This window comes from Limnohabitans sp. INBF002, from assembly GCF_027924905.1.
Lineage (GTDB): Bacteria > Pseudomonadota > Gammaproteobacteria > Burkholderiales > Burkholderiaceae_C > Limnohabitans.
Genome location: NZ_AP027055.1, coordinates 1,511,828 through 1,531,967, shown reverse-complemented (window position 1 = coordinate 1,531,967; position 20,140 = coordinate 1,511,828). Strand labels below are relative to the sequence as shown.

19 protein-coding genes are annotated in these 20,140 nt (G+C 52.9%); 13 read left to right on the top strand and 6 right to left on the bottom strand.

Annotated features, from left to right (window positions below):
- The first annotated feature begins 6 nt into the window (after nt 1-6).
- Nucleotides 7-1,032: a TRAP transporter substrate-binding protein DctP gene (gene dctP, locus QMG15_RS07480; protein WP_281788071.1), complete on the top strand. Its 1,026-nt coding sequence runs from the start codon at nt 7-9 to the stop codon at nt 1,030-1,032.
- The gene (locus QMG15_RS07475) at nt 1,032-2,834 is read left to right on the top strand and encodes a TRAP transporter large permease subunit (protein WP_281788070.1); all 1,803 of its coding nucleotides are present in this window, start codon (nt 1,032-1,034) and stop codon (nt 2,832-2,834) included. Before dctP ends, QMG15_RS07475 begins: the two co-directional genes overlap by 1 nt.
- Here the strand turns inward: QMG15_RS07475 and QMG15_RS07470 are convergent.
- Complete coding sequence (locus tag QMG15_RS07470) at nt 2,824-3,567, bottom strand: lysophospholipid acyltransferase family protein (RefSeq protein ID WP_281788069.1); 744 nt, start codon at nt 3,565-3,567, stop codon at nt 2,824-2,826. The genes QMG15_RS07475 and QMG15_RS07470 overlap by 11 nt on opposite strands.
- A gap of 142 nt (nt 3,568-3,709) precedes the next feature.
- On the opposite strand from QMG15_RS07470, the gene QMG15_RS07465 reads away from it, so the two are divergent.
- The 6 genes from QMG15_RS07465 (at nt 3,710) to lplT (ending at nt 9,520) form a co-directional block, all read left to right on the top strand.
- On the top strand, nt 3,710-4,558 hold the full coding sequence (locus tag QMG15_RS07465) for a GNAT family N-acyltransferase (protein WP_108401448.1): 849 nt from the start codon (nt 3,710-3,712) through the stop codon (nt 4,556-4,558).
- Nucleotides 4,558-5,328 carry a UDP-2,3-diacylglucosamine diphosphatase gene (locus QMG15_RS07460; protein WP_281788067.1) on the top strand — a complete coding sequence of 257 codons (771 nt, stop codon included), beginning with the start codon at nt 4,558-4,560 and terminating at the stop codon, nt 5,326-5,328. The genes QMG15_RS07465 and QMG15_RS07460 overlap by 1 nt, the downstream gene beginning before the upstream one ends.
- Nucleotides 5,325-6,392: a glycosyltransferase family 1 protein gene (locus QMG15_RS07455; RefSeq protein WP_281788066.1), complete on the top strand. Its 1,068-nt coding sequence runs from the start codon at nt 5,325-5,327 to the stop codon at nt 6,390-6,392. The genes QMG15_RS07460 and QMG15_RS07455 overlap by 4 nt, the downstream gene beginning before the upstream one ends.
- Complete coding sequence (locus tag QMG15_RS07450; protein WP_281788065.1) at nt 6,389-6,772, top strand: hypothetical protein; 384 nt, start codon at nt 6,389-6,391, stop codon at nt 6,770-6,772. The genes QMG15_RS07455 and QMG15_RS07450 overlap by 4 nt, the downstream gene beginning before the upstream one ends.
- Before the next feature lie 128 nt (nt 6,773-6,900).
- Nucleotides 6,901-8,322 (top strand): UDP-glucose/GDP-mannose dehydrogenase family protein, encoded by a 1,422-nt coding sequence (locus tag QMG15_RS07445; protein WP_281788064.1) that lies wholly within the window; start codon nt 6,901-6,903, stop codon nt 8,320-8,322.
- Nucleotides 8,315-9,520, top strand: a complete 1,206-nt coding sequence (gene lplT, locus QMG15_RS07440; protein WP_281788063.1) for a lysophospholipid transporter LplT — start codon at nt 8,315-8,317, stop codon at nt 9,518-9,520. The genes QMG15_RS07445 and lplT overlap by 8 nt, the downstream gene beginning before the upstream one ends.
- Here lplT and QMG15_RS07435 read toward each other — a convergent pair whose 3' ends face one another.
- The gene (locus QMG15_RS07435; protein WP_281788062.1) at nt 9,521-10,714 is read right to left on the bottom strand and encodes a glycosyltransferase family 1 protein; all 1,194 of its coding nucleotides are present in this window, start codon (nt 10,712-10,714) and stop codon (nt 9,521-9,523) included. It abuts the gene before it with no gap.
- A gap of 151 nt (nt 10,715-10,865) precedes the next feature.
- Between QMG15_RS07435 and QMG15_RS07430 the strand changes: the two genes are divergently transcribed.
- Nucleotides 10,866-11,474, top strand: coding sequence for a hypothetical protein (locus QMG15_RS07430; RefSeq protein ID WP_281788061.1), 609 nt, complete (start codon nt 10,866-10,868; stop codon nt 11,472-11,474).
- Nucleotides 11,475-11,529: 55 nt separating this feature from the next.
- On the opposite strand, the gene QMG15_RS07425 is transcribed toward QMG15_RS07430, so the two are convergent.
- Complete coding sequence (locus tag QMG15_RS07425; RefSeq protein ID WP_281788060.1) at nt 11,530-13,161, bottom strand: aminotransferase class III-fold pyridoxal phosphate-dependent enzyme; 1,632 nt, start codon at nt 13,159-13,161, stop codon at nt 11,530-11,532.
- A gap of 140 nt (nt 13,162-13,301) precedes the next feature.
- On the opposite strand from QMG15_RS07425, the gene asd reads away from it, so the two are divergent.
- Complete coding sequence (asd, locus tag QMG15_RS07420; RefSeq protein ID WP_281788059.1) at nt 13,302-14,093, top strand: archaetidylserine decarboxylase; 792 nt, start codon at nt 13,302-13,304, stop codon at nt 14,091-14,093.
- A 3-nt stretch (nt 14,094-14,096) separates the two neighbouring features.
- Here the strand turns inward: asd and QMG15_RS07415 are convergent, their stop codons facing one another.
- On the bottom strand, nt 14,097-15,329 hold the full coding sequence (locus QMG15_RS07415) for a DUF4010 domain-containing protein (RefSeq protein WP_281788058.1): 1,233 nt from the start codon (nt 15,327-15,329) through the stop codon (nt 14,097-14,099).
- 124 nt (nt 15,330-15,453) lie between these two features.
- Here QMG15_RS07415 and ppk1 point away from each other — a divergent pair, with 124 nt between their 5' ends.
- Together ppk1 and QMG15_RS07405 are read left to right on the top strand one after the other, a co-directional pair.
- Nucleotides 15,454-17,583, top strand: a complete 2,130-nt coding sequence (ppk1, locus tag QMG15_RS07410; RefSeq protein ID WP_281788057.1) for a polyphosphate kinase 1 — start codon at nt 15,454-15,456, stop codon at nt 17,581-17,583.
- A gap of 22 nt (nt 17,584-17,605) precedes the next feature.
- Nucleotides 17,606-18,106 carry a histidine phosphatase family protein gene (locus tag QMG15_RS07405; RefSeq protein WP_281788056.1) on the top strand — a complete coding sequence of 167 codons (501 nt, stop codon included), beginning with the start codon at nt 17,606-17,608 and terminating at the stop codon, nt 18,104-18,106.
- Here the strand turns inward: QMG15_RS07405 and QMG15_RS07400 are convergent.
- Nucleotides 18,075-18,317, bottom strand: coding sequence for a hypothetical protein (locus tag QMG15_RS07400; RefSeq protein WP_281788055.1), 243 nt, complete (start codon nt 18,315-18,317; stop codon nt 18,075-18,077). The two genes, QMG15_RS07405 and QMG15_RS07400, sit on opposite strands and share 32 nt — an antisense overlap.
- 4 nt (nt 18,318-18,321) lie before the next feature.
- Here QMG15_RS07400 and QMG15_RS07395 point away from each other — a divergent pair, with 4 nt between their 5' ends.
- Nucleotides 18,322-18,513, top strand: a complete 192-nt coding sequence (locus tag QMG15_RS07395) for a hypothetical protein (RefSeq protein ID WP_281788054.1) — start codon at nt 18,322-18,324, stop codon at nt 18,511-18,513.
- Nucleotides 18,514-18,615: 102 nt separating this feature from the next.
- Here QMG15_RS07395 and ppx read toward each other — a convergent pair whose 3' ends face one another.
- Nucleotides 18,616-20,124, bottom strand: coding sequence for an exopolyphosphatase (gene ppx / locus QMG15_RS07390; RefSeq protein ID WP_281788053.1), 1,509 nt, complete (start codon nt 20,122-20,124; stop codon nt 18,616-18,618).
- Between the last annotated feature and the right edge of the window lie 16 nt (nt 20,125-20,140).

Genomic DNA, 20,140 nt, shown 5'->3' with positions numbered 1-20,140 from the left:
CCTTGAATGTCTCCATTGATTAAATCGTTTTTACAAGTGTGTGTGGCTGCAAGTTTGCTTTGCAGCCAAACAACGTCATGGGCGGCGCCTGACAAGCAGTTGCGCTTGGGAACTTTGGCTCCTAAAAATTCGTTGTACCACCGCCAATTGATGGAAGTGGGTGAGGCGTGGCGCGCTGCGCAAGGTGGCAATGCCAAGTTTGTGGTGTACCCAGATGGCAGCCAAGGCGGTGAGACCGAGTTAGCCCGTCGCATGCGCATCGGTCAGTTGCAAGGGGCCTTGCTGTCGGTGGTAGGTTTGCGTGAAATTGAACCGTCGATTGCTGCCTTGCAATCCATGCCCTTGTTGTTCAAGTCGTGGGAAGAGGTCGACTATGTGCGCGAAAAAATGCGCCCTGCCATGGAGAAAAAGTTTCTCGACAAAGGCTTCGTGGTGTTGGCTTGGGGTGATGCGGGCTGGGTGCGCTTCTTCTCAAAGGACCCAGCCTTCAAACCTGACGACTATCAAAAAATGAAGTTTTTCGCATGGGGCGGTGAGGCCGACCAGCAAGAAATCATGAAGAGCATGGGCTACACACCTGTGCCACTGGAAACCAACGACATCTTGCCTTCGGTGCAGACGGGCATGATCAATGTGGTGCCATCCACGCCTTACTTTGCTTTGGCCAGTCAGGTCTACACCATGGCCCCCAATATGCTGGAAATCAACTGGGCCCCAATCGTCGGTGCGCTGGTGATCACCAAAAAATCGTGGGACGACATGACGCCCGAAACACAAGCTGCCGTGCGTGCAGCCAGCGACAAAGCAGGTGCACAAATTCGCACCAAAGCGCGTCAAGAAGTGGAAGAGGCCGTAGACGCCATGAAAAAACGTGGCTTGGTCGTCAACAAACCCAATGCCGAGCAAATGCGCGCATGGAACGACTTGGCCGAAAAACTCTACCCACGCATTCGCGGCACCTTGGTGCCTGCCGAGACCTTTGACGAAGTGTTTCGCCATTTGAAGGCTTACCGCGCAGGAAAAGCCAAATGATGGCTCGACTGCTCCGTGGCTTGACGCAGGCCGATGCCGGTTTGGCTGCTTTGGCTTTGGCCTTGATGGCGATGATTCCGTTGGTCGAAATTTTGTCTCGGCCTTTGATGGGCAAGGGCATTGATAACGCGCCGGTGGTGGTGCAGCACTTGGGTTTGCTCATGGCCATGTCGGGTGCGATTGCCGCTGAGCGCTTTGGACATTTGACGAGTCTGGGTGTGATGGTGCCGCGCTTGTATGCGCTGGGACAGTTTGGCGCTGCTGTTGTGTGTGGCGTGTTGGCTTGGGCGAGTGGTGCATTGGTGTTCAGCGAAATGTCGGCTGAACAAATGTTGGCTTACGGCATGCCTGTGTGGTGGTTCCAAGCCACCATGCCTGTAGGTTTTGCACTCTTAGGGCTGAAGTTGGGGGCGCGTTGCAGCCAGCAAATGGGCGCTAAGTTCTTATTCGCCCTAAGTGCGCCTGTGTTGGGTGCTTTCCTGGCGTACAGCTTGGATGGTGAAGCCTTGCCGCTTTGGCCTTGGGTGATTGGCTTGGTGTTGATGCTGTCATTCGGTGCGCCTATTTTTGCGGTGTTGGGTGGTTTGGCCTTGGCGTTGTTTTGGCAAGATGGTTTGCCATTGGCGTCGATTGCTTTGTCGCATTACCAAATCACGGTCAACCCGTCATTGCCAGCGTTGCCGCTGTTTACATTGGCTGGGCTGATATTTGCAGGCACAGGGGCTGCGCAGCGGTTGGGTGCTGTGTTTGTCGCGCTATTTGGCGGTGGAAAAACCGGAACGGTCATTGCTGCCACGGTCTTGTGTTCGTGTTTCACAGCGTTCACGGGCGGCAGTGGGGTGACGATTTTGGCCTTGGGTGGTTTGTTGTTGCCCTTGTTGCAAGGCGTGGGTTACCCAGAGCGCAAAGGCATCAGCTTGGTCACCAGTGCCAGTGCGCTGGGCGTGTTGTTGGCGCCCTCGGTGCCACTCATCATGTACGCCATCATTGCGCGTGTGCCTATCAACACCATGTTTTTGGCGGGCATCGTGCCAGCGGTGGTGATGGTGGTGTGCTTGCTTATTTTTGTTGGTTATTTACGCAACGATGGCAATCGTCAAGAGTCCACAGCGGGACCGGCGTTCAACATGGCTGGGTTGCGTCATGCCGCTTGGGTGGCGAAATGGGAGCTGTTAGCACCTGTGGTCGCAATTGGCTCTTTGGGCACTGGTTTTGCCACGCCAACCGAGAGCGCCGCGCTCACCGCGATTTATGCCGTGCTCACGCAAGCCTGGGCGCACCGTGAGTTGGATGCCCAAAAGCTCGGCGCGTGTTTGTCGCAATGCACCCAAATCATCGGCGGCGTGATGTTGATTTTGGGCATGGCGCTGGGCTTGACCAATTATTTGGTGGATGCGGGCATTCCAGACTTGGCCACCGAATGGGTGCAAAGCGTGACGCAAAACAAGTGGGTGTTCTTGTTGGCGCTCAATGTGTTTTTGTTTGCTGCAGGAGCGTTGATGGAAATCTACGCCGCCATTGTGGTGTTGGTGCCTTTGTTATTGCCTTTGGCCATCAGCTACGGCATTGACCCAGTGCACTTTGGCATCATCTTTTTGGCCAACATGGAGATGGGCTTCTTGTGTCCACCTGCCGGGATGAACATTTACTTTGCATCGGCGGTGTTCAAGCAACCCATTCGCACGGTGGCCGCTTCGGTGGCACCTGCGTTGGTGGCGATCTTTGTCGGAACCTTGCTGATTTCTTGGCTCCCATTACTGGCGACAGGGCTGCCAAGTTTGATGGCTTCATTTATGCGCTGAGCAATTCCAATTGGCTGCTGACGCTTTTGTGCGACAGATGCGCCAAGGTTCTGCGAGAGTGTCCTTCGGGTGAGAGGGGCGCGCCCACATGAACCTTGGCGTGAATGCCAGAGGATGCCATGACTTGATGAAGGGATTGGACAAAACCAATGTCACCGATGAAGGCCGCTTTGAGACACAGAGCACCCGTTTGTGGGTTGGTGTAGCGGATGGCCAGAGGTTGTACTTGAATGTTGTGATTGATGGCGGCTTCAAACAAGTTGGCATGAAACAAACTCACCACATGGCCTTCGCTGCTCGTGCCTTCTGGAAATCCAGCCACGCAATAGCCGTGGTGCAGCGCACTCGAGACATCGTCCACCATGCGTCGTGCAGAACTGGGTGAACCGCGATCGACAAAGACAACACCACAGGCTTTGGCAATGCTGCCCACGATGGGCCAGCTTCTCACTTCAGATTTGGCGATAAAGATGCTGGGTTGAATGGTTTGAATGATCAGTGCATCCACCCACGACACATGGTTGGCCACCAGCAACCGCGGGATGTTGATGCTCTCTGTCTGAGGGGGGGTGGCTTCGTGTACCACTTGGATGCCGATGATCTTCAGCGTCTTTTGAGACCAATCTTTGATCGCTTCAAGCTTTCGCTCCTTGCTGAGTTTTGGGAATTTGATCCACAAAATCCAAAAGGCGTGACCAAAGGCGTGAATGAGTCTTAAGTATTTCAGCAGCATAGTTGGCGGGTAAGCATAGACATGCTGCATGACAGATTTGTGAACATGATGACGGAAGTTGTCACGAATATTTCACGCAATCTTCGCGGTTAATTCACATGCCCTGATAAGAATCTACGCATTGAATTACCAAGGAGCAACCATGAAAGAACTGCCAAACCCAACCATGCCGCTGTCGTTCATCGATATGCCCCGGGGGTCACTTCATCGAAACGATCTTGACGCTCAAAAAGTTTCTATCTCGCCCCAAAAAACTGAAGCTCGCTCAGCCCTGATTGTTGAATGGGCCAAGCACCAAGACGAGGTGCGTGAAGCACAGCGCCTGCGTTATGACGTGTTCGCCACCGAGATGGGCGCACGCTTGAAAGACAGCATTCCTGGTCACGACATTGATTTGTTCGATGATTTTTGCGAGCACCTCATCATCCGTGACGATGTGACCGAGCAAGTGATTGGTACCTACCGCGTGTTGACACCTGCACAAGCCAAACGCATTGGCAGCACCTATTCAGATTTGGAATTTGATTTGACCCGCTTGCGTCAATACCGCGAACGCATGGTTGAGTTGGGCCGCAGCTGCGTGCACCCCGAGCACCGCCATGGTGGTGTCATCATGGCTTTGTGGGGCGCCTTGGCTGAGTTCATGGTCCGCAACAAGTTGGATGTGATGATTGGCTGTGCCAGCATTCCCATGCTTCACCAAGGCGTGGTGAGCGGTGAAGTGGCCGCCAGCATTTGGCATCAGCTGAAGAAAACACATTTGGCGGGTGTTGAAAACCAAGTGACACCACGTTTGGCCTTGCCTGTGGATCAGTGGGAAGTGAACCCCGCTTTCGAGCCACCCGCTCTCATCAAAGGTTATTTGCGCTTAGGTGCCAAAGTGTTAGGTGCACCCGCATGGGACCCAGACTTCAATACCGCTGATTTACCCATGTTGATGAAAATCAACGACATGCCACCGCGCTATCGCAAGCACTTCTTGGGCGCTTGATGCATTACAGAGCCATCTTCATCTCTGATTTGCACTTGGGCACGCCGGGTTGTCAGGCAGACGCGTTGTTGGATTTTTTGAAAGAAAACACCAGCGACTACCTGTACCTCGTGGGCGACATCATCGATGGTTGGCAATTACGCCGCCGTTGGTATTGGCCGCAAGCACACAACGATGTGATTCAAAAGTTGTTACGCAAAGCACGCAAAGGGTGTCGCGTGATTTATGTGCCGGGCAACCATGACGAATTTGCACGCCATTTTTTAGACCACCATTTTGGTGGCATTGAAGTGGTGGAGGAGGCGGTTCACAAAACGGCCGATGGCCGTCAGCTGTGGGTGATTCATGGCGATTACTTTGATGCGGTGGTGCAACAAGCCAAGTGGCTCGCATATGTGGGTGACTATTTGTATGAGTTCACGCTCAAGCTCAACCGCTATCTGAACAACATGCGTGGTCGATTAGGCTTGCCGTATTGGTCGCTCTCGGCTTACTTGAAGCACAAGGTGAAAAAAGCCTTGAACTACGTCACGGATTTTGAAAATGCAGTGGCGCATGAGGCTGCTAAGCACGGCTATCAAGGCGTGGTGTGCGGCCATATCCACCGCGCTGAAATTCGTGATGTGAATGGCGTGTTGTATTGCAACGATGGCGATTGGGTGGAAAGCCGAAGCGCCTTGGTGGAAAACGAACAAGGGGAGCTGTCCTTGCTGTACTGGCAGACAGAGCCCGTGGTGATTCCTAAACCTCAGTTGGTCAAAGTCGCATGAAAATTGCCCTCATCACAGACGCTTGGCGTCCTCAAATCAATGGGGTCGTGACGACCTTGGTTGAACTGGTGGAGCAACTCAATGCCAAAGGTCATGTGGTGGAGGTGATTCATCCAGACTTATTCAAAACACGTCCATGCCCTGGATATGCGGGCATTGATTTGGCTGTCAAACCTTACCCACAATTGGCACGTCAGTTGGATGCGTTTGCTCCTGATGTGATCCATGTGGCCACCGAAGGACCTTTAGGCTGGGCTGCGCGAAAGTATTGCTTGAAGCACAGTTTGCCATTCACCACGGCATTCCACACCCGATTCCCAGAAGTCTTGAAAGCGGCTTTGCACATTCCGCTTTGGATGGGTTATGCCATCTTTCGTCACTTTCACAAACCATCGGCTGGGGTATTGGTTCCTACGCAAGGTGTGATGCGTTTGTTAGATGGTTGGGGTTTCAAAAATTTACGCAGCTGGACGCACGGTGTAGACATGCGTTTGTTTAGCTATGCAGACACGGTTGCTCAACATCCTGACCTCAATGATTTGCCACGCCCGATCGCCTTGTATGTGGGACGTGTCTCGTATGAGAAAAATATCGACAGTTTTTTGGCCATGCCTTGGCATGGCAGCAAAGTGGTATGCGGTGTGGGGCCTCTTGAGAAAGAACTGAAAAACAAGTTTCACCACGTGCGTTGGTTAGGGGTATTGCCCCGTGATGAACTGGCTCGTGTGTACGCCAGTGCTGATGTGTTCACGTTTCCCAGTCGCAACGAAACCTTTGGCTTGGTCATGCTCGAAGCCATGGCCTGCGGTACACCTGTGGCCGCTTACCCTGTAGATGGCCCCTTAGAGGTGTTGCGTCCTGATGCGGACTACCCGCACCAACGCAAGGGAGGTGTGTTGCACGAAGACTTGGCTTATGCCAGCTTGGAAGCTTTGAAAGTGCCACGCTCAGAAGCGCGTGTTCAAGCGCTCTCTTTCAGTTGGGATGAGTCAACGCGACTGTTTGAGCAGCATTTAGTTCGAATTCGCCGAAACATTTGTGTGGGCGAGGAGGTTCATTCGTGAGCGGCCTCTATTTTTTACCAAACAGTGTCAGCGACCCCAGTTTTGAAACTTATTTACGCGACACACATCGCTTGATGGATTACCGCGATGTGAAAGCGCAGTTGTTGCCCAAACTGTTCGAGTCCATGGGTGAGTTCTTTCAACACATGCATTGCCGGTTCACTTGCACCAATCGCTTTGAAGGCCGATTCCCGGCCATACGTATTCAGTCGCCTGTGGGCTTTGTGCCAGATGTGATTCACATTGAGTTCCCACACCGTCACGAATCATTCGTGGTTAAGCAAGCCGGTCAAGAATCGAAGTTGCAGGGGATGGAAAACTTAAGCAATCACTTGCGTGTCATTCTGATGATGGGCCTTGCACATTGGCAACCGACGTGAATAACTATTGAAATTCCGCATGACTCTTGGAGTCATTTTTTTTTGCCTATGCGTCATTGAATTGACTTCATTTCTTCTTATTCCTTTCATCATGTTCTGCAACGATGAACGCATTCAGGAGGAAATTTATGCGAGTCACCGTCATCGGTTCTGGTTATGTGGGTTTGGTCACAGGCGCATGTCTGTCTGACTTGGGCTTCAAAGTGGTGTGTCTTGATAAGGATGAAAACAAGGTCAAGATGCTGCAAGCAGGCGAGGTGCCTATTTATGAACCTGGCTTGAAAGAATTGCTGTCACGCAACCACGCAGAGGGTCGAATTTGTTTCACTACAGATGCACAGCTGGCCATTGACCATGGTGATGTTTTGTTCATCGCAGTGGGCACACCTGCACAAGAAGACGGGTCAGCAGACCTGGCGCATGTGTTGTCTGTGGCTGCCATGGTGGGGCGTAATCTCAAAGACTTCAAGCTCATTGTGAACAAATCGACCGTGCCCGTCGGCACGGCTGACCGTGTGCGTGCAGCGGTGAAACACGAGCTGACACAACGCGGCATGTCCAGCGAAATGTTTGATGTGGTGTCTAACCCTGAGTTCTTGAAAGAGGGCGCAGCCATTGATGACTTCATGCGCCCTGACCGCATCGTGGTGGGCATTGATGATGGCATTCATCACGAAAAAAGCCAACGGATGATGGGCGATTTGTACGCCAGCTTCAACCGTCATCATTCACGCACGGTGTGGATGGATGTACGCAGTGCCGAGCTCACCAAGTACGCCGCCAACGCTATGTTGGCCACCCGTATTTCTTTCATGAATGAAATTGCCAATTTGGCCGATGCACTGGGTGCCGATGTGGACCAAATTCGTCGTGGCATTGGTGCAGACAACCGCATTGGTTACAGCTTCTTGTATGCGGGCTGTGGTTATGGTGGCAGCTGCTTCCCGAAGGACACACAGGCCTTGGTCAGCACGGCACACGCACACGGTCAACTCATGAGCGTGGTCAACGCCACCGAGCAAGTGAATGAGCGTCAAAAGACATTGCTCGTCGATCGTTTGGTCAAACGTCTCGGGAATGACTTGACGGGTCGAAAAATTGCTGTGTGGGGCTTGGCCTTCAAACCCAATACCGATGACATGCGTGAGGCACCGAGCCGTGTGGTCATCAAGAGTTTGTTAGAGCGTGGTGCTCACGTCACCGCCTATGACCCTGTGGCAGGTCACGAAGCGATGGTGGCTTTGAAGCTGGACTGCGCAGGTCAAGAGGCCTTGTTAAACAACTTCACCTTGGTGGCGCATGACATGGATGCTTTGCATGGTGTGGATGCTTTGATGGTGTTGACCGAGTGGAAAAATTTCCACAACCCAGACTTTCAAGCCATGAAGTTGAGCATGCGCACGCCGTACATCTTGGATGGTCGTAATTTGTACAACCCCGATGCCTTGGCTGATTTGGGTATTGCGTACCAAGGTATCGGGCGTCGCAATGAGTTGATCAACCTCAGCGTTGAACCTGTGATGCTGGAGACACCCGCACTCAATGCCTAAAGGCTTTTACTTTTTAATTGGTGCCCAGTTCGCCTCTGGCCTCGCCGACAACGCACTGCTCATCCTAGGCATTTACTTTTTGAATGAGCAAGGCTACCCAGGGTGGTGGGCACCTTTGTTGAAGTTCTCGCTGACATTGGCGTATGTGCTGTTGGCCTCCGTGGTGGGGCCTTTGGCAGATGCGTTTTCTAAAAGCCGTTTGATGGCATGCATGAACGCACTCAAGATGGTTGGCGTGTTGCTGCTGTTGGCGGGTGTTCACCCTTTGTTTGCTTTTGCCTTGATCGGGCTTGCCGCATCGGTGTATGCCCCTGCAAAGTATGGGTTGGCCACCGAGGCTGTGCCTGCACGTTTGTTGGTGCGTGCGAATGCGTGGATAGAAGTGTCGATGGTGCTGTCGGTGATTTTTGGCATTGCCTTAGGTGGCGCGTTAACGGGTTTGTCTGAGGTGAGTGCACCGATGGTGTTTGCGGTTTCCACCCAAACATGGCCTGCCATGGCGGTGGTGATTGGCGTGTATCTGGCCGCTGCCATGTTGAATGTCGGGCTCTCGCCCATGGACAAGCATGGGGCCATCGAGCCATTGACATGGCATGCGGTGCGAATCGGAACGTTTTGGAAATCCAATCAAAAGTTGTGGCGTGACCCACTCGGTGGTGTGTCGTTGTATGTCACCACCTTGTATTGGGGGGTGGGTGCGGTCATGCAGTTTGCTGTGCTCTTATGGGCACAGGGCTCGCTGGGCATGACACTCAAATTCGGTGCGTACTTGCAGGCTTTGGTGGCCATTGGTGTGATTTTGGGTGCCTACATGGCTGGACGGTCATTCAAGCTGCACTCGGCCCGACAGGCTTTGCCTTGGGGCTTGTGGTTGGCGGTGTTGCTGCCGTTGATGGTGACTATTTCAAATCTGTGGCTCGCCATTGCGCTGTTGTTGTGCGTCGGTGTGGCGGGCGGCATGTTGTTGGTGCCCATGAATGCCTTGCTGCAACACCGAGGCATGCAAGTGCTCAGCTCAGGACGTTCGATTGCGGTTCAAGGCTTCAACGAAAACCTCAGCGTGCTGTTGATGTTGGCCGCCTACAGTGCGTTGTTGGCCTTTGGCATGTCGTTGACTTACATCATGCTGCTGTTGGCGGTCCTACTGGTTGCAGGCATCGCGCCGCTTTGCCTGCTGCTTTGGCGTCAGTTCCGCTGATCACCCCATCTCGATGGTGCGCTGGAAGATGTCTTCCACTTGTGCCGCAATTTCATCCCAACCCAAGTGCGCCACGCTGGCACGTGTGAATTCACGTGCCAGACCTAATGTGTGGGCGTCATGGGTGATGTCTAAGGCGCGTTGGATGTAGGTCTGTGGCTCGTTGCTGTCAACCAGCCAACCATTTTTGTGATGGGTGACGAAGTCGCTGGCGGCGGCGCAGTCAAACGCCAACACGGGAGTGCCACTGGCTAAGGCTTCTAAGGTGACATTGCCAAAGGTTTCCGTCAAGCTGGGAAACAGCAGCAAGTCTGCGCTGGCGTACAAGGTGCTTAATTGTTCGTGGCTACACATGCCCATGAAAATGGCATCTGGGCACTTTGTTTGAGTCAACGCGCGCATGGGGCCGTCACCCGCAAACACCATCTTCACGCGTCGGCCTGCGGCAATGAGGGCTTGGTAGGTTTGAATGGTCAGGTCTAAATTCTTTTCAGCCGCCAATCGACCGACCGACAGCAGCACCATCGTGTCAGGTGTGACGCCCCAACTGGCTCGCATCACGTCGCTGCGCTTGTCGGGGTGGAACAGGTGTGTGTCTACGCCGCGTGCCACCACTTTGAGGTTTTTAAAACCCATGGCGTCCAGCTGGTACTTCATCGCCTGTGTGGGCACCATGGTGAAGGCGGTGCGGTTGTGGAACTTGCGCAAGTACGCCACGATGGGTTTGCTCAGCCAACCCACGCCGTAGTGCTGACAGTAGCTGTGAAAGTTGGTGCGGAAATCTGAGGTCACAGGCAAGCGAAGAATGTGTGCTGCTTGCAACGCCGACCAACTCAGCGGACCTTCTGTGGCGATGTGCACCAAGTCAGGACGCTTGGTGCTCCAAGCTTTGAGCAGGGCTTTTTTGCTTGGCAAGCCGAGCTTGAGCTGTGGGTAGCGAGGGATCGGTAGCCCGCGCAACAGCAATTCAGACCAACCTGTTTGTTCATGTCCTTCGTCATTTTTGTCTTGACGTGGGCGAATCAGCTGAATGGTGTGGTGTCGCAGACCCAAATGATGAACCAGTTTGGCCAACGTCACTGCCACGCCATTGACCTCAGGTGGCCAGGTTTCGGTCACAACGGCAATGCGCAAGAAGCGTTGTGCGGGTTCAAAGTTTTCAACTGTGATGGGTATGTTGGGTGATCGTTCCATGCAGCCATGTTTGCTGTTGAATTTAACAACTTGATGACATGACAGGTTTTTGATGTTTTTATTTCACCTGCATTTCTTATCTGTTGTCATTGTTTTTTCACATGACAAGCTCATGATCGCTAAGTCTTGAAACACATGAGGACCATCAGACGTGAAAAACTTTTTAGAAGCCTTGCGCATCCAGCGTTGGGATGACCATCGCTATTACCACCACTGCCGCATCAATCAATCTTTGCATTTGCTCAGTGCGATTTGTTTTTTGATCTCGTATGCCTTGTTGTTTGTGAATCCTGCTTGGGCCGCTTTGCTGGCTTGGTTGGTGTCGATGGTGGCGAGGCAATCGGGCCATTTCTTTTTTGAACCCTTGGGCTATGACCATGTGAACGAAGCCACCAACGAGTTCAAAGAAGAAATCAAAGTGGGCTTTAACCTGCGCCGTAAAGTGGTGTTGCTCAGCATTTGGGTGTTGCTGCCTCTGGTGATTTATTACTTCCCTGGCATGTTGGATGTGGTGCCTACGCATGAAACATGGGTCGAGTTTTCAGAAGCTGTGGGCTACTCGTGGTTGGCCTTGGGTGTGGGGGGCTTGTTGTTTCGCACCATTCACTTGTGCTTCATCAAAGATGTGCAAACAGGTTTGGTGTGGATGAGCAAAATTCTCACAGACCCGTTCCACGACGTGTACCTGTATCACAAAGCACCTTTGCAGCTGTTGCGTGGTCAGCGTTTTGACGACGCGTTTTTGCACTCCGCTCAGTAAAATACGCCATTGAAGATTGAAAGGCGTTCAGGTGTTTCACCTGAACGCCTTTTTCTTAACGAAACAACGTTTCTTTCAAGATGCTGCGACGGATGCTTTTGTGGGTCAGTTCAGGTGAATGCCACCACCAGCCGTCGTTTTTCATTTGCGTAGCGGCCATGACAAAGCGTTGCACCACGGTTTCAAAGTCATCGTCGCTGTAGTTCAGGCTGAAAATCAAACGACCTGTGCCAACCCAGCTCAATGCCAAGCCATGGATGCGCAGGTAGTACTGCAGCATCCAGTGGTAGCGGCTCGGTTGTGTGTAAAAGAGGGTCCACACACTCGACATATTCGCGGCTTGCAGCGGGATGTCGTTGGCTTGCATGACGCTGTTGAACCGCTGTGCGCGAGCATTCCAGCGTTCATCCAGTCCTTCGTACACGGCTTGAATTTCAGGGGTTTCTATTTGGTCTAAAAAAGCAGACATGGCACCCATCACCACGGGATGCTCTTTGAAGGTGCCGCGTGCAAAGCAAATATCCGCAGGGCGGTCGGCGTGGAAGCGGTGCATCCACTCTTTTTTGCCACACACCACACCCACGGGGAATCCGCCCCCCAGTGTTTTGCCGTAAGTCACCATGTCGGCTTTGACGCCGAAATATTCTTGTGCGCCACCGGGGGCCAAACGAAAGCCTAAGAAGACTTCATCAAATATCAGCACCACGCCGTTGTCGGTGCACGCTTGACGCAGTTTGTGCAACCACGCGGTGTAAGCCTGTCGGTCATATGCTGCTTTGCGACTGCCGTCGACCAAAGTGGTGTCACCCGGTGCATTGGCGTTGGGGTGCAGGGCTTGCAGTGGGTTCACCAGCACGCAGGCAATGTCTTTGCGTGTGCGAATCACATCTAAGCTGCGTTCACTCATGTCGCTGAGTGTGTAGGTTTCGCGTGGGGGCATGGGGTTGCCAGGGCCTGGTTGCACGTCTTCCCACCAGCCGTGGTAGGCGCCACAAAAACGCACCAAGTTTTTACGTTGGGTGTGGTAGCGCGCCAAACGCACCGCTTGCATCACAGCTTCGGTGCCAGACATGTGAAACGACACCTCGTCCATGCCAGAAATCTTTTTCAGTCGCTCTGCATTGCTGGCAACGCACGGGTGATACGCGCCAAGCGTGGGGCCTAGCGATTGCGTTTTTGCCATGCCATCGGCCATGGTCTTTTTGTAGAAATCTGCACCAAACACGTTCACGCCATATGAGCCTGTCAGGTCATAAAACGACTGACCGTCTAAATCTGTCACGTACACGCCAGTGGCTGATTGCAAGAAGGAACCGATCTTCAAATGCTCTTGCACCAAGGGGCTGAACTGAAAAGGCACGCGGTAAGCCGAAATGAACTGCATGTCCGAGATGTTCTCTCTAGCCGCCGCCGTGGCTTGAATGCTCAAGGGGTGACGCGCTTTGAGCACTTCGGCAATTTTGAAAAAAGCTTGTCGACGAAGATTTTGTATGTCGAACGGCGCGTTGTCACATTTAAAGAACATTTGCTCATCAAAATGGTAGCCGGGTAACAGGCGAGCCAAACGTTTGGCCATGCGCGAATGACCGGCCAGCGAGCGGTGCTTGGCGCGTGAGAGTTGTAGCCGTCGATAGATAGACGGTGCCAATGTCGCCAATACGCCCAAGCTCATCCAAGTGGTGTTCACAGTCAATTTCCTTGTGTAAGAGATTCACCTTTGTATTTAAATTAAGTGACAAGACGATGAAGATTCGACATCAATTGCAAAATTTTCTCCTGCAAGAGGACCTTAATTTTTTACTCACAAACCGTATACCGCGTATCACTTTGACGCGATTCATGGGCTGGTGGAGCCAGCTGCGCCATCCATGGGTTGTCAAAGGCTCTATCGCAGTGTGGCGCTGGTTCACCGATTTGGATTTGAGTGAGTCCAAGCAACAAACATTTGCCAGCGTGCATGAGTGTTTTACGCGTGAACTGCGGCCAGGTTTGCGGCCCATTGATGCTGACCCTGCTGTGATGACTTCACCGTGCGATTGCATCGTCGGGGCCTGTGGCGAAATTCGTAATGGCACGGTGTTTCAAGCCAAGGGTTTTCCGTACACCCTCGACAGCTTGTTGAGCTCTGCGGAATTGGTGCAACGCTGGCCCAGCTTGTTAGAGGGCGGCACATTTGTCACCCTGCGTTTGACCAGCAGCATGTACCACCGCTTCCATGCGCCTTGCGATGCGCATTTGAATCATGTGACCTACATCTCAGGCGATACATGGAACGTGAACCCCATTGCATTGACGCGTGTGAAAGAGTTGTTTTGCAAAAACGAGCGTGCCGTGTTGCAAATGAAAACCACCCAAGGCATGCCGTTTTTGATCGTGCCTGTGGCTGCGGTGTTGGTGGCAAGCATGCGGTTTCATGCTGTGGATGTGCTGTTGAACCTTCGTTACCAAGGCCCCAATGAAATTCCTTGCGATGCGAGTTATGTCAAAGGGCAGGAGATGGGGTGGTTTGAACACGGCTCCACCATCTTGGTGTTTGTGCCGCCAGGCTTTGCATTGGTCGATGGAATTGAGAGTGGCAAGCGAATTCGCATGGGGGAGCCTTTGCTCCAAAGGCTTTGAGTGTTATTCAACCATCAGCATGGCGGCAATGGCTGAGATGAGCATCATGCCCAAACCAGAAGCCATGCGATGGCCATAGCCTCGACTACCGCTGGCATACGATAAGAATAGTTTGGACAGGGCACTTGATGCCAAGATGGCGATGACGCCCCACCGTGCATAAGCAGATTGAATGGGGTCCTGTTGGCTGAGTTGCGCAATGCTCACAGCGGCAGCGTGAATTTCGACCAGCCCCACAAGGACTGATGCTGCAAATGTGCCTGAATCACCCACGAGATTTCTAAGCCAAGCAGAACAGAGTGTGACTGCGCTGATGGTGAGCGCAATGATCAACGCGTGCGATGCTTTGAAGGAATGGTGTGTGGATGGGAGTAAGAGGCTTTCTTTCGTGTCTGTTTGTTGTATGAAATAACTCGCACAGCTCAACAAAGCAAGACCTGCTGAGATGAGCGGCCATTTGACGGACAACATCAACTCTGGGCTGCTGGTTGCAAGCACCATCGTGAACAAGATGAGTGAGGAGAGGGTTGACAGCAATGCGGCGGCGCTGGCCATTGATTCGAGTTCAGGTTTTTCATGTGCTTTTCTTGCATAGGTTGCGACAGCAACGGTGGAAGAAATGAAGCCACTGAAAAAGCCAGCCAATGGCAAGCCCCAGCGCACACCCGATGCGCGCATGCAAACATGAGCCACGATGCCAACGCCCATGATCAACACAACAATTTTCCACATGGCGTAAGGATTGAGTGCATGCCACGGGTCAATCGCTGTGGTTGGTAATAGAGGCAAAACCACCAAGGTGGAAGCGCACAGCATCAGCGCATCTTCTAATTCATGCTCAGTCAATACCTCTTGGCTAAACCGACGCAATGGTTTTTTGACAAATAGCAAACACGCGACAACGACGCCGATGGCTGCAGATAACGAGGCGTCTTGCATGGCAAGCCCCGATAGAACCAAAGTTAAAAGCAAAGCAAATTCACCGGTCATGCCTGGGTCTTGTTGTGCCGAATGCCGGTAACCAATGGCAATCAACACGCCTGTGATGAGCAAGGCGGCAACGAAAGTAGATGCTCCGATGGTGAAGGTGAGTGCGCCCAATAAACCTACGATCGCGTGTGTGCGTACACCTGCTTTCATCACGCCAGGTTTGTGCAAACGTTCACGAACGGTACCAATGAGCATGCCAATGCCTAAGGCAGTTAGCAGACCACTAAGTGATGCATTCCAATTCATCTGCGTATCTTAGTGAGTCTCGATTTTTTGAAAATATGTATGTGAATTAAATACAACCGTCACAAATGTCACATATTTGTCACGATAAATCGTCACACTCAATGCCTGTTAACCAGGTGAAAAAATGACGACAGTCGCCACTGGCAAAGAGCCGCATACACACAAAAATTCAAAGGTTGAATGGCTGGACCGTGATTTGAGCTTGCTCGCCTTCAATGCGCGTGTGCTCGATTGGGCCAAGCGCGCAGAGGTGCCGTTGTTGGAGCGTTTGCGTTACCTGTGCATCGTGTCGTCTAACCTGGATGAGTTTTTTGAAGTGCGCGCCGCGCTGCACAGCAGCGTGGAGCATCCCAAGGCGCCGCTGGATGCCGCCGGCACACATGCGCAGCACTCGCTCAGCAAAGTGGCACACGCCTTGGTCGAGGAGCAATACGCGTTGTACAACGATGTGCTCACGCCTGCGTTTGCCAAAGAGGGCGTGCGTATCTTGTCGCACGGTGACCGCACTTTGGCGCAGCACCAATGGGTGAAGTCATTTTTTGAACGTGAAGTACGTCCTTTGCTGTTGCCGGTGGGCTTAGACCCCGCACACCCGTTTCCACAAGTGGCCAATAAGTCGCTCAACTTCATCGTGCGCTTGTCGGGCAAAGATGCGTTTGGACGTGACAACGAAATTGCGATTGTCAAAGTACCACGCAGTTTGCCGCGATTGATTGCTTTGCCTGAAAAACTCTGTGGCAAACGTCAATTGTTTGTCTCGATTTCCAGTGTGATCCGTGCGCATTTGAAAGACCTGTTTCCGGGACGCGATGTGGGGCAGTTTTCGCAGTTCCGTGTCACGCGCCATTCTGATTTGTCAGTGGACGAAGAGGATGTGAAAAACCTGCGCACCGCGCTGCGCAAAGGCTTGGTGCATCGCAATTACGGTCAGGCTGTGCGCTTGGAGGTGTCGTCAGGTTGCTCAGAATATTTGTCTGAATTCTTGTTGCATCAGTTTGAGTTGCCGCACTCGGCGCTGTACCGCGTACATGGCCCTGTGAACTTGGTGCGTTTGAATCAGCTGATTGATTTGGTGGATAACCCCAAGTGGCTGTTCCCGCGCTACACCGCCAGCTATCCGCAACAGATGGTGACCAATGGGTCTATCTTTGAGCGCTTGCAAAGCGGTGATGTGATGATTCACCAGCCCTACGAAAGCTTTGATGGGGTACTGGCGTTCTTGCGCGAAGCCGTGCGCGATCCCGATGTGTTGGCCATCAAGCAAACCATTTACCGCACGGGCGCTGATTCGGTGCTGATGGAGTTGCTGCGCGAGGCGGTGCAACGCGGCAAAGAAGTGACCGTGGTGGTGGAACTCAAAGCACGCTTTGACGAAGAGGCCAACATCAACTGGGCCGAAAAGCTGGAATACATCGGTGCACAAGTGGTGTACGGGGTGGTGGGTTTGAAGACTCACGCCAAGATGCTGCTGGTCACGCGCCGTGAAGGCCGCAGCATTCGTCGCTATGCGCATTTGTCCACGGGCAACTACAACCCACGCACAGCCAAGCTCTACACCGATTTGAGCCACATCACCTGTGACCCCAAGCTCACGCAAGATGTGGAGAGCGTGTTTAACCTGCTGGCGAACCAAAGCAAGATTCCACGCTTGAACAAGCTGATGATTGCACCGTTCCAGTTGCAACGCAGCTTGATCGACAAAGTAGAGAAAACAGCGCAGGCTGCTGCGCAAGGTGTGGCCAGCCGCATCATCTTGAAGATGAACACGCTCACCGATGAAAAGCTGATGGAAGCGCTGGTGCATGCCGGGCAGGCCGGGGTGCAGATTGATTTGATCATTCGCGGTGCATGCATGTTGCCTGCACTTCGTCCAGGCGTGACCGACAACATCCGTGTGCGCTCCATCATTGGTCGCTTTTTAGAGCACTCACGTGTGTTTTATTTCCGCACAGGTAATGATGAGTCTTTGTATTTGTCGAGCGCCGACTGGATGAACCGCAACATGCTGCGCCGTGTCGAATTGGCATGGCCTGTGGAAGATGCCGCCTTGCGCCAACGTGTGATTGATGAGTGTTTGGTGGCGTACTTGCACGACAACGTGGATGCATGGAGCTTGAATGCCGACGGGCAGTACACGCGTGTGCAACCTACCAAGCCTAAACGTACATCCATCAAGGCGGTGCAACCGACAACACCTGTGCCATTGCATGGCGCGCAAGCCGCGCTGATGGCGCTGTATGCCGCCAAATCGTGAGACCGTCAACGAAGGGCAAACCATGGATTTAATTTTGTGGCGTCATGCAGAAGCAGAAGTTGCCCCCGCGGGCGGTGACGACTTGTCGCGCTCACTCACCAAGAAAGGCGAGCGTCAAGCCATGCGCATGGCAGCTTGGCTAGACCGTCATTTGCCAGAAGGCACGCGGGTGTTGGTCAGTCCTTCACGGCGCACGCAACAAACGGTGGCGCCTTTGGGGCGTAAATTCAAATTGCGCGATGAATTAGTGCCCGAAACCTATGTGGAGGATGTGCTGACGCTGCTGAAGTGGCACCCTGAAACAGGACCGCAACTCAAGGGACCTGTCTTGTTGGTGGGGCATCAGCCTTATTTGGGCGAGCTGGTGGCCAAGTTGCTGGGTATGCAAGAGCACACATGCCCTGTGCGCAAGGGCGGTGTGTGGTGGCTGCGTACCCGCCTACGCGACGGGCAACCCCAAACGGTGTTGCTGACCGTCGCGTGTCCAGAACTTACTTCGAGTTCTTGGGACGACCGGTCTTGATGGTCGGTACGTTGCTCAATGCTGCTTTGAACTGAATGTCGCTCATGGCGGCGAGGGCTTTGACGCCAGCGCGCAGCAATTCGCTTTTCTTCACAGCTTGACCGAGTTTGCCAGCGCGAACTTTCAGGCTGTCGATGACCACGTATTCGTCTTTAGGAATGGTAAAGCTGTCGCGTACCAACTTTGGCTTTTTGACTTTGGCTGGTTTCACCACTTTGACGGCTTTCACTGGCTTTGGTGCGGCTGTCTTGATGGGCGCCTTTTTAACTGCAGTTTTTGTCGTGGTTTTCGTTGTTACTTTTTTCACAACTGGTTTTTTAACGACAGATTTTTTCGTGGCGGCTTTTTTCACAACAGGTTTTTTGGCTGCTGGAGTTTTGACTGTTGGTGCTTTAACGGCAGCTTGAACGAGGGCCTTTTGAGCAGTGGTGTTCACTTGTTGATTCCTTCAAAATTAATGAAGTAAACAGTTTATACGGTTTAAATAAATACACCAAGTGTCACATATGTCACTTGTTTGTCACAAACTCAAATGCCCAAGGTGTTTTTTGCCATGAGGCGCTTTCTTGTTTCAATAAGTGCGTCGATTGTGGGTAGTCATTGACCCACGCATCAGAAGCGGTCAGGGTGATGCGTTGCTTGTGGTCATCGCAGTGCAACTTCAACATTTGGTGTTCGGGGTCTTTGCGCGCGTGGCAAAGAATCAGGCTCAGGCGCAAGGCCATCAGCAGTTTGGCAAATTCGGTTTCTTCTAATTCGGTTTCTAATTTTTTGAGCTTGCCGCGTTGGCCCAAAACCAACAAGCCCAATCGGTGAAGCTCGGGCATGCTAAAGCCCAAAAGGTCAGCGTTGTCTAGGATGTAAGCGCCGTGTTTGTGGTAGTCGCTATGAGAAATCGCAACACCTACCTCGTGCAGCTGAGCGGCCCAGCTCAGTTTGCGGCAACGTCGTTCCATGTGCGTGGCTTCATCGCTGCTCAGCTTGGGGTGCATGAATTGCAGCAAATGCACGGCCACACGACCCACGCGCTGGCCTTGGGTGGTATCGACTGAGAATTTCACAGCCAACCGTTGAATCGACAAATCGCGCGTGTCTGTGTTGTGATCTTCGCGTTCCACCATTTCAAACAACACGCCATGGCGCAAAGCACCTTGTGCCACATGCAACTTTGTGATTTGCAGCAGCGTCATCAAAGCGCGCAAGACACTCACGCCACCACCAATCACGGCGCGGCGGTCATCTTTCAGACCTTCGAGCTGAACTTTGCTGGCTTGGCCTGCGCGAACCAAGCACTTCACCAACCAATCCAAACCTTCTAAGCTGATTTCGCCTTCTGGGAAACCAGACAAAGCCAAGATGTCGGCCACCGCACCTACCGTGCCTGACGCGCCGTAGGCTTTTTGCCATTGGTCACGTGGGTAAGCGGAGATGGCTTCTTCAAGCACCGCTTGTGCGGCAATTTCGGCGCGGTAAAACGCTTGTTCTGTGAACTCGCCCGTAGGGAAATACGTCATCGACCACGCCACGCTGCCCACTCGGAACGAGGCAGTTTCTCTAGCGTCTAAGCCTTGGCCTAGCACCAGCTCGGTGGAGCGTCCGCCAATGTCAATCACCAATCGACGTTCGTTGTCGCTTGGCAGCATGTGGGCGACGCCTTGGTAAATCAGGCGTGCTTCTTCGGGGCCTGCGATGACTTCGATGGGGAAGCCCAAAATTTCACAGCCCTTCACCAAAAACGCTTCACGGTTTTTGGCTTCGCGCAACGTCTGTGTCGCCACAGCGCGGACCTGTGATTTTTTGAACCCAGCCAGTCGCTCGGCAAATCGTGCCAAACAGTCCCAACCGCGCTGCATGGCTTCTTCGGTGAGGTTACGGTCGTCGTCTAAGCCATTGCCTTGACGCACCGTTTCTTTGAGGTAGGCCACACGCTGAATTTGACCGTGGTCATAGCGACCAATTTCGAGACGGAAGCTGTTGGAGCCTAAATCAATCGCTGCGAGGAGTGTGCCGTGTTTCATGAAAACAATATTACCG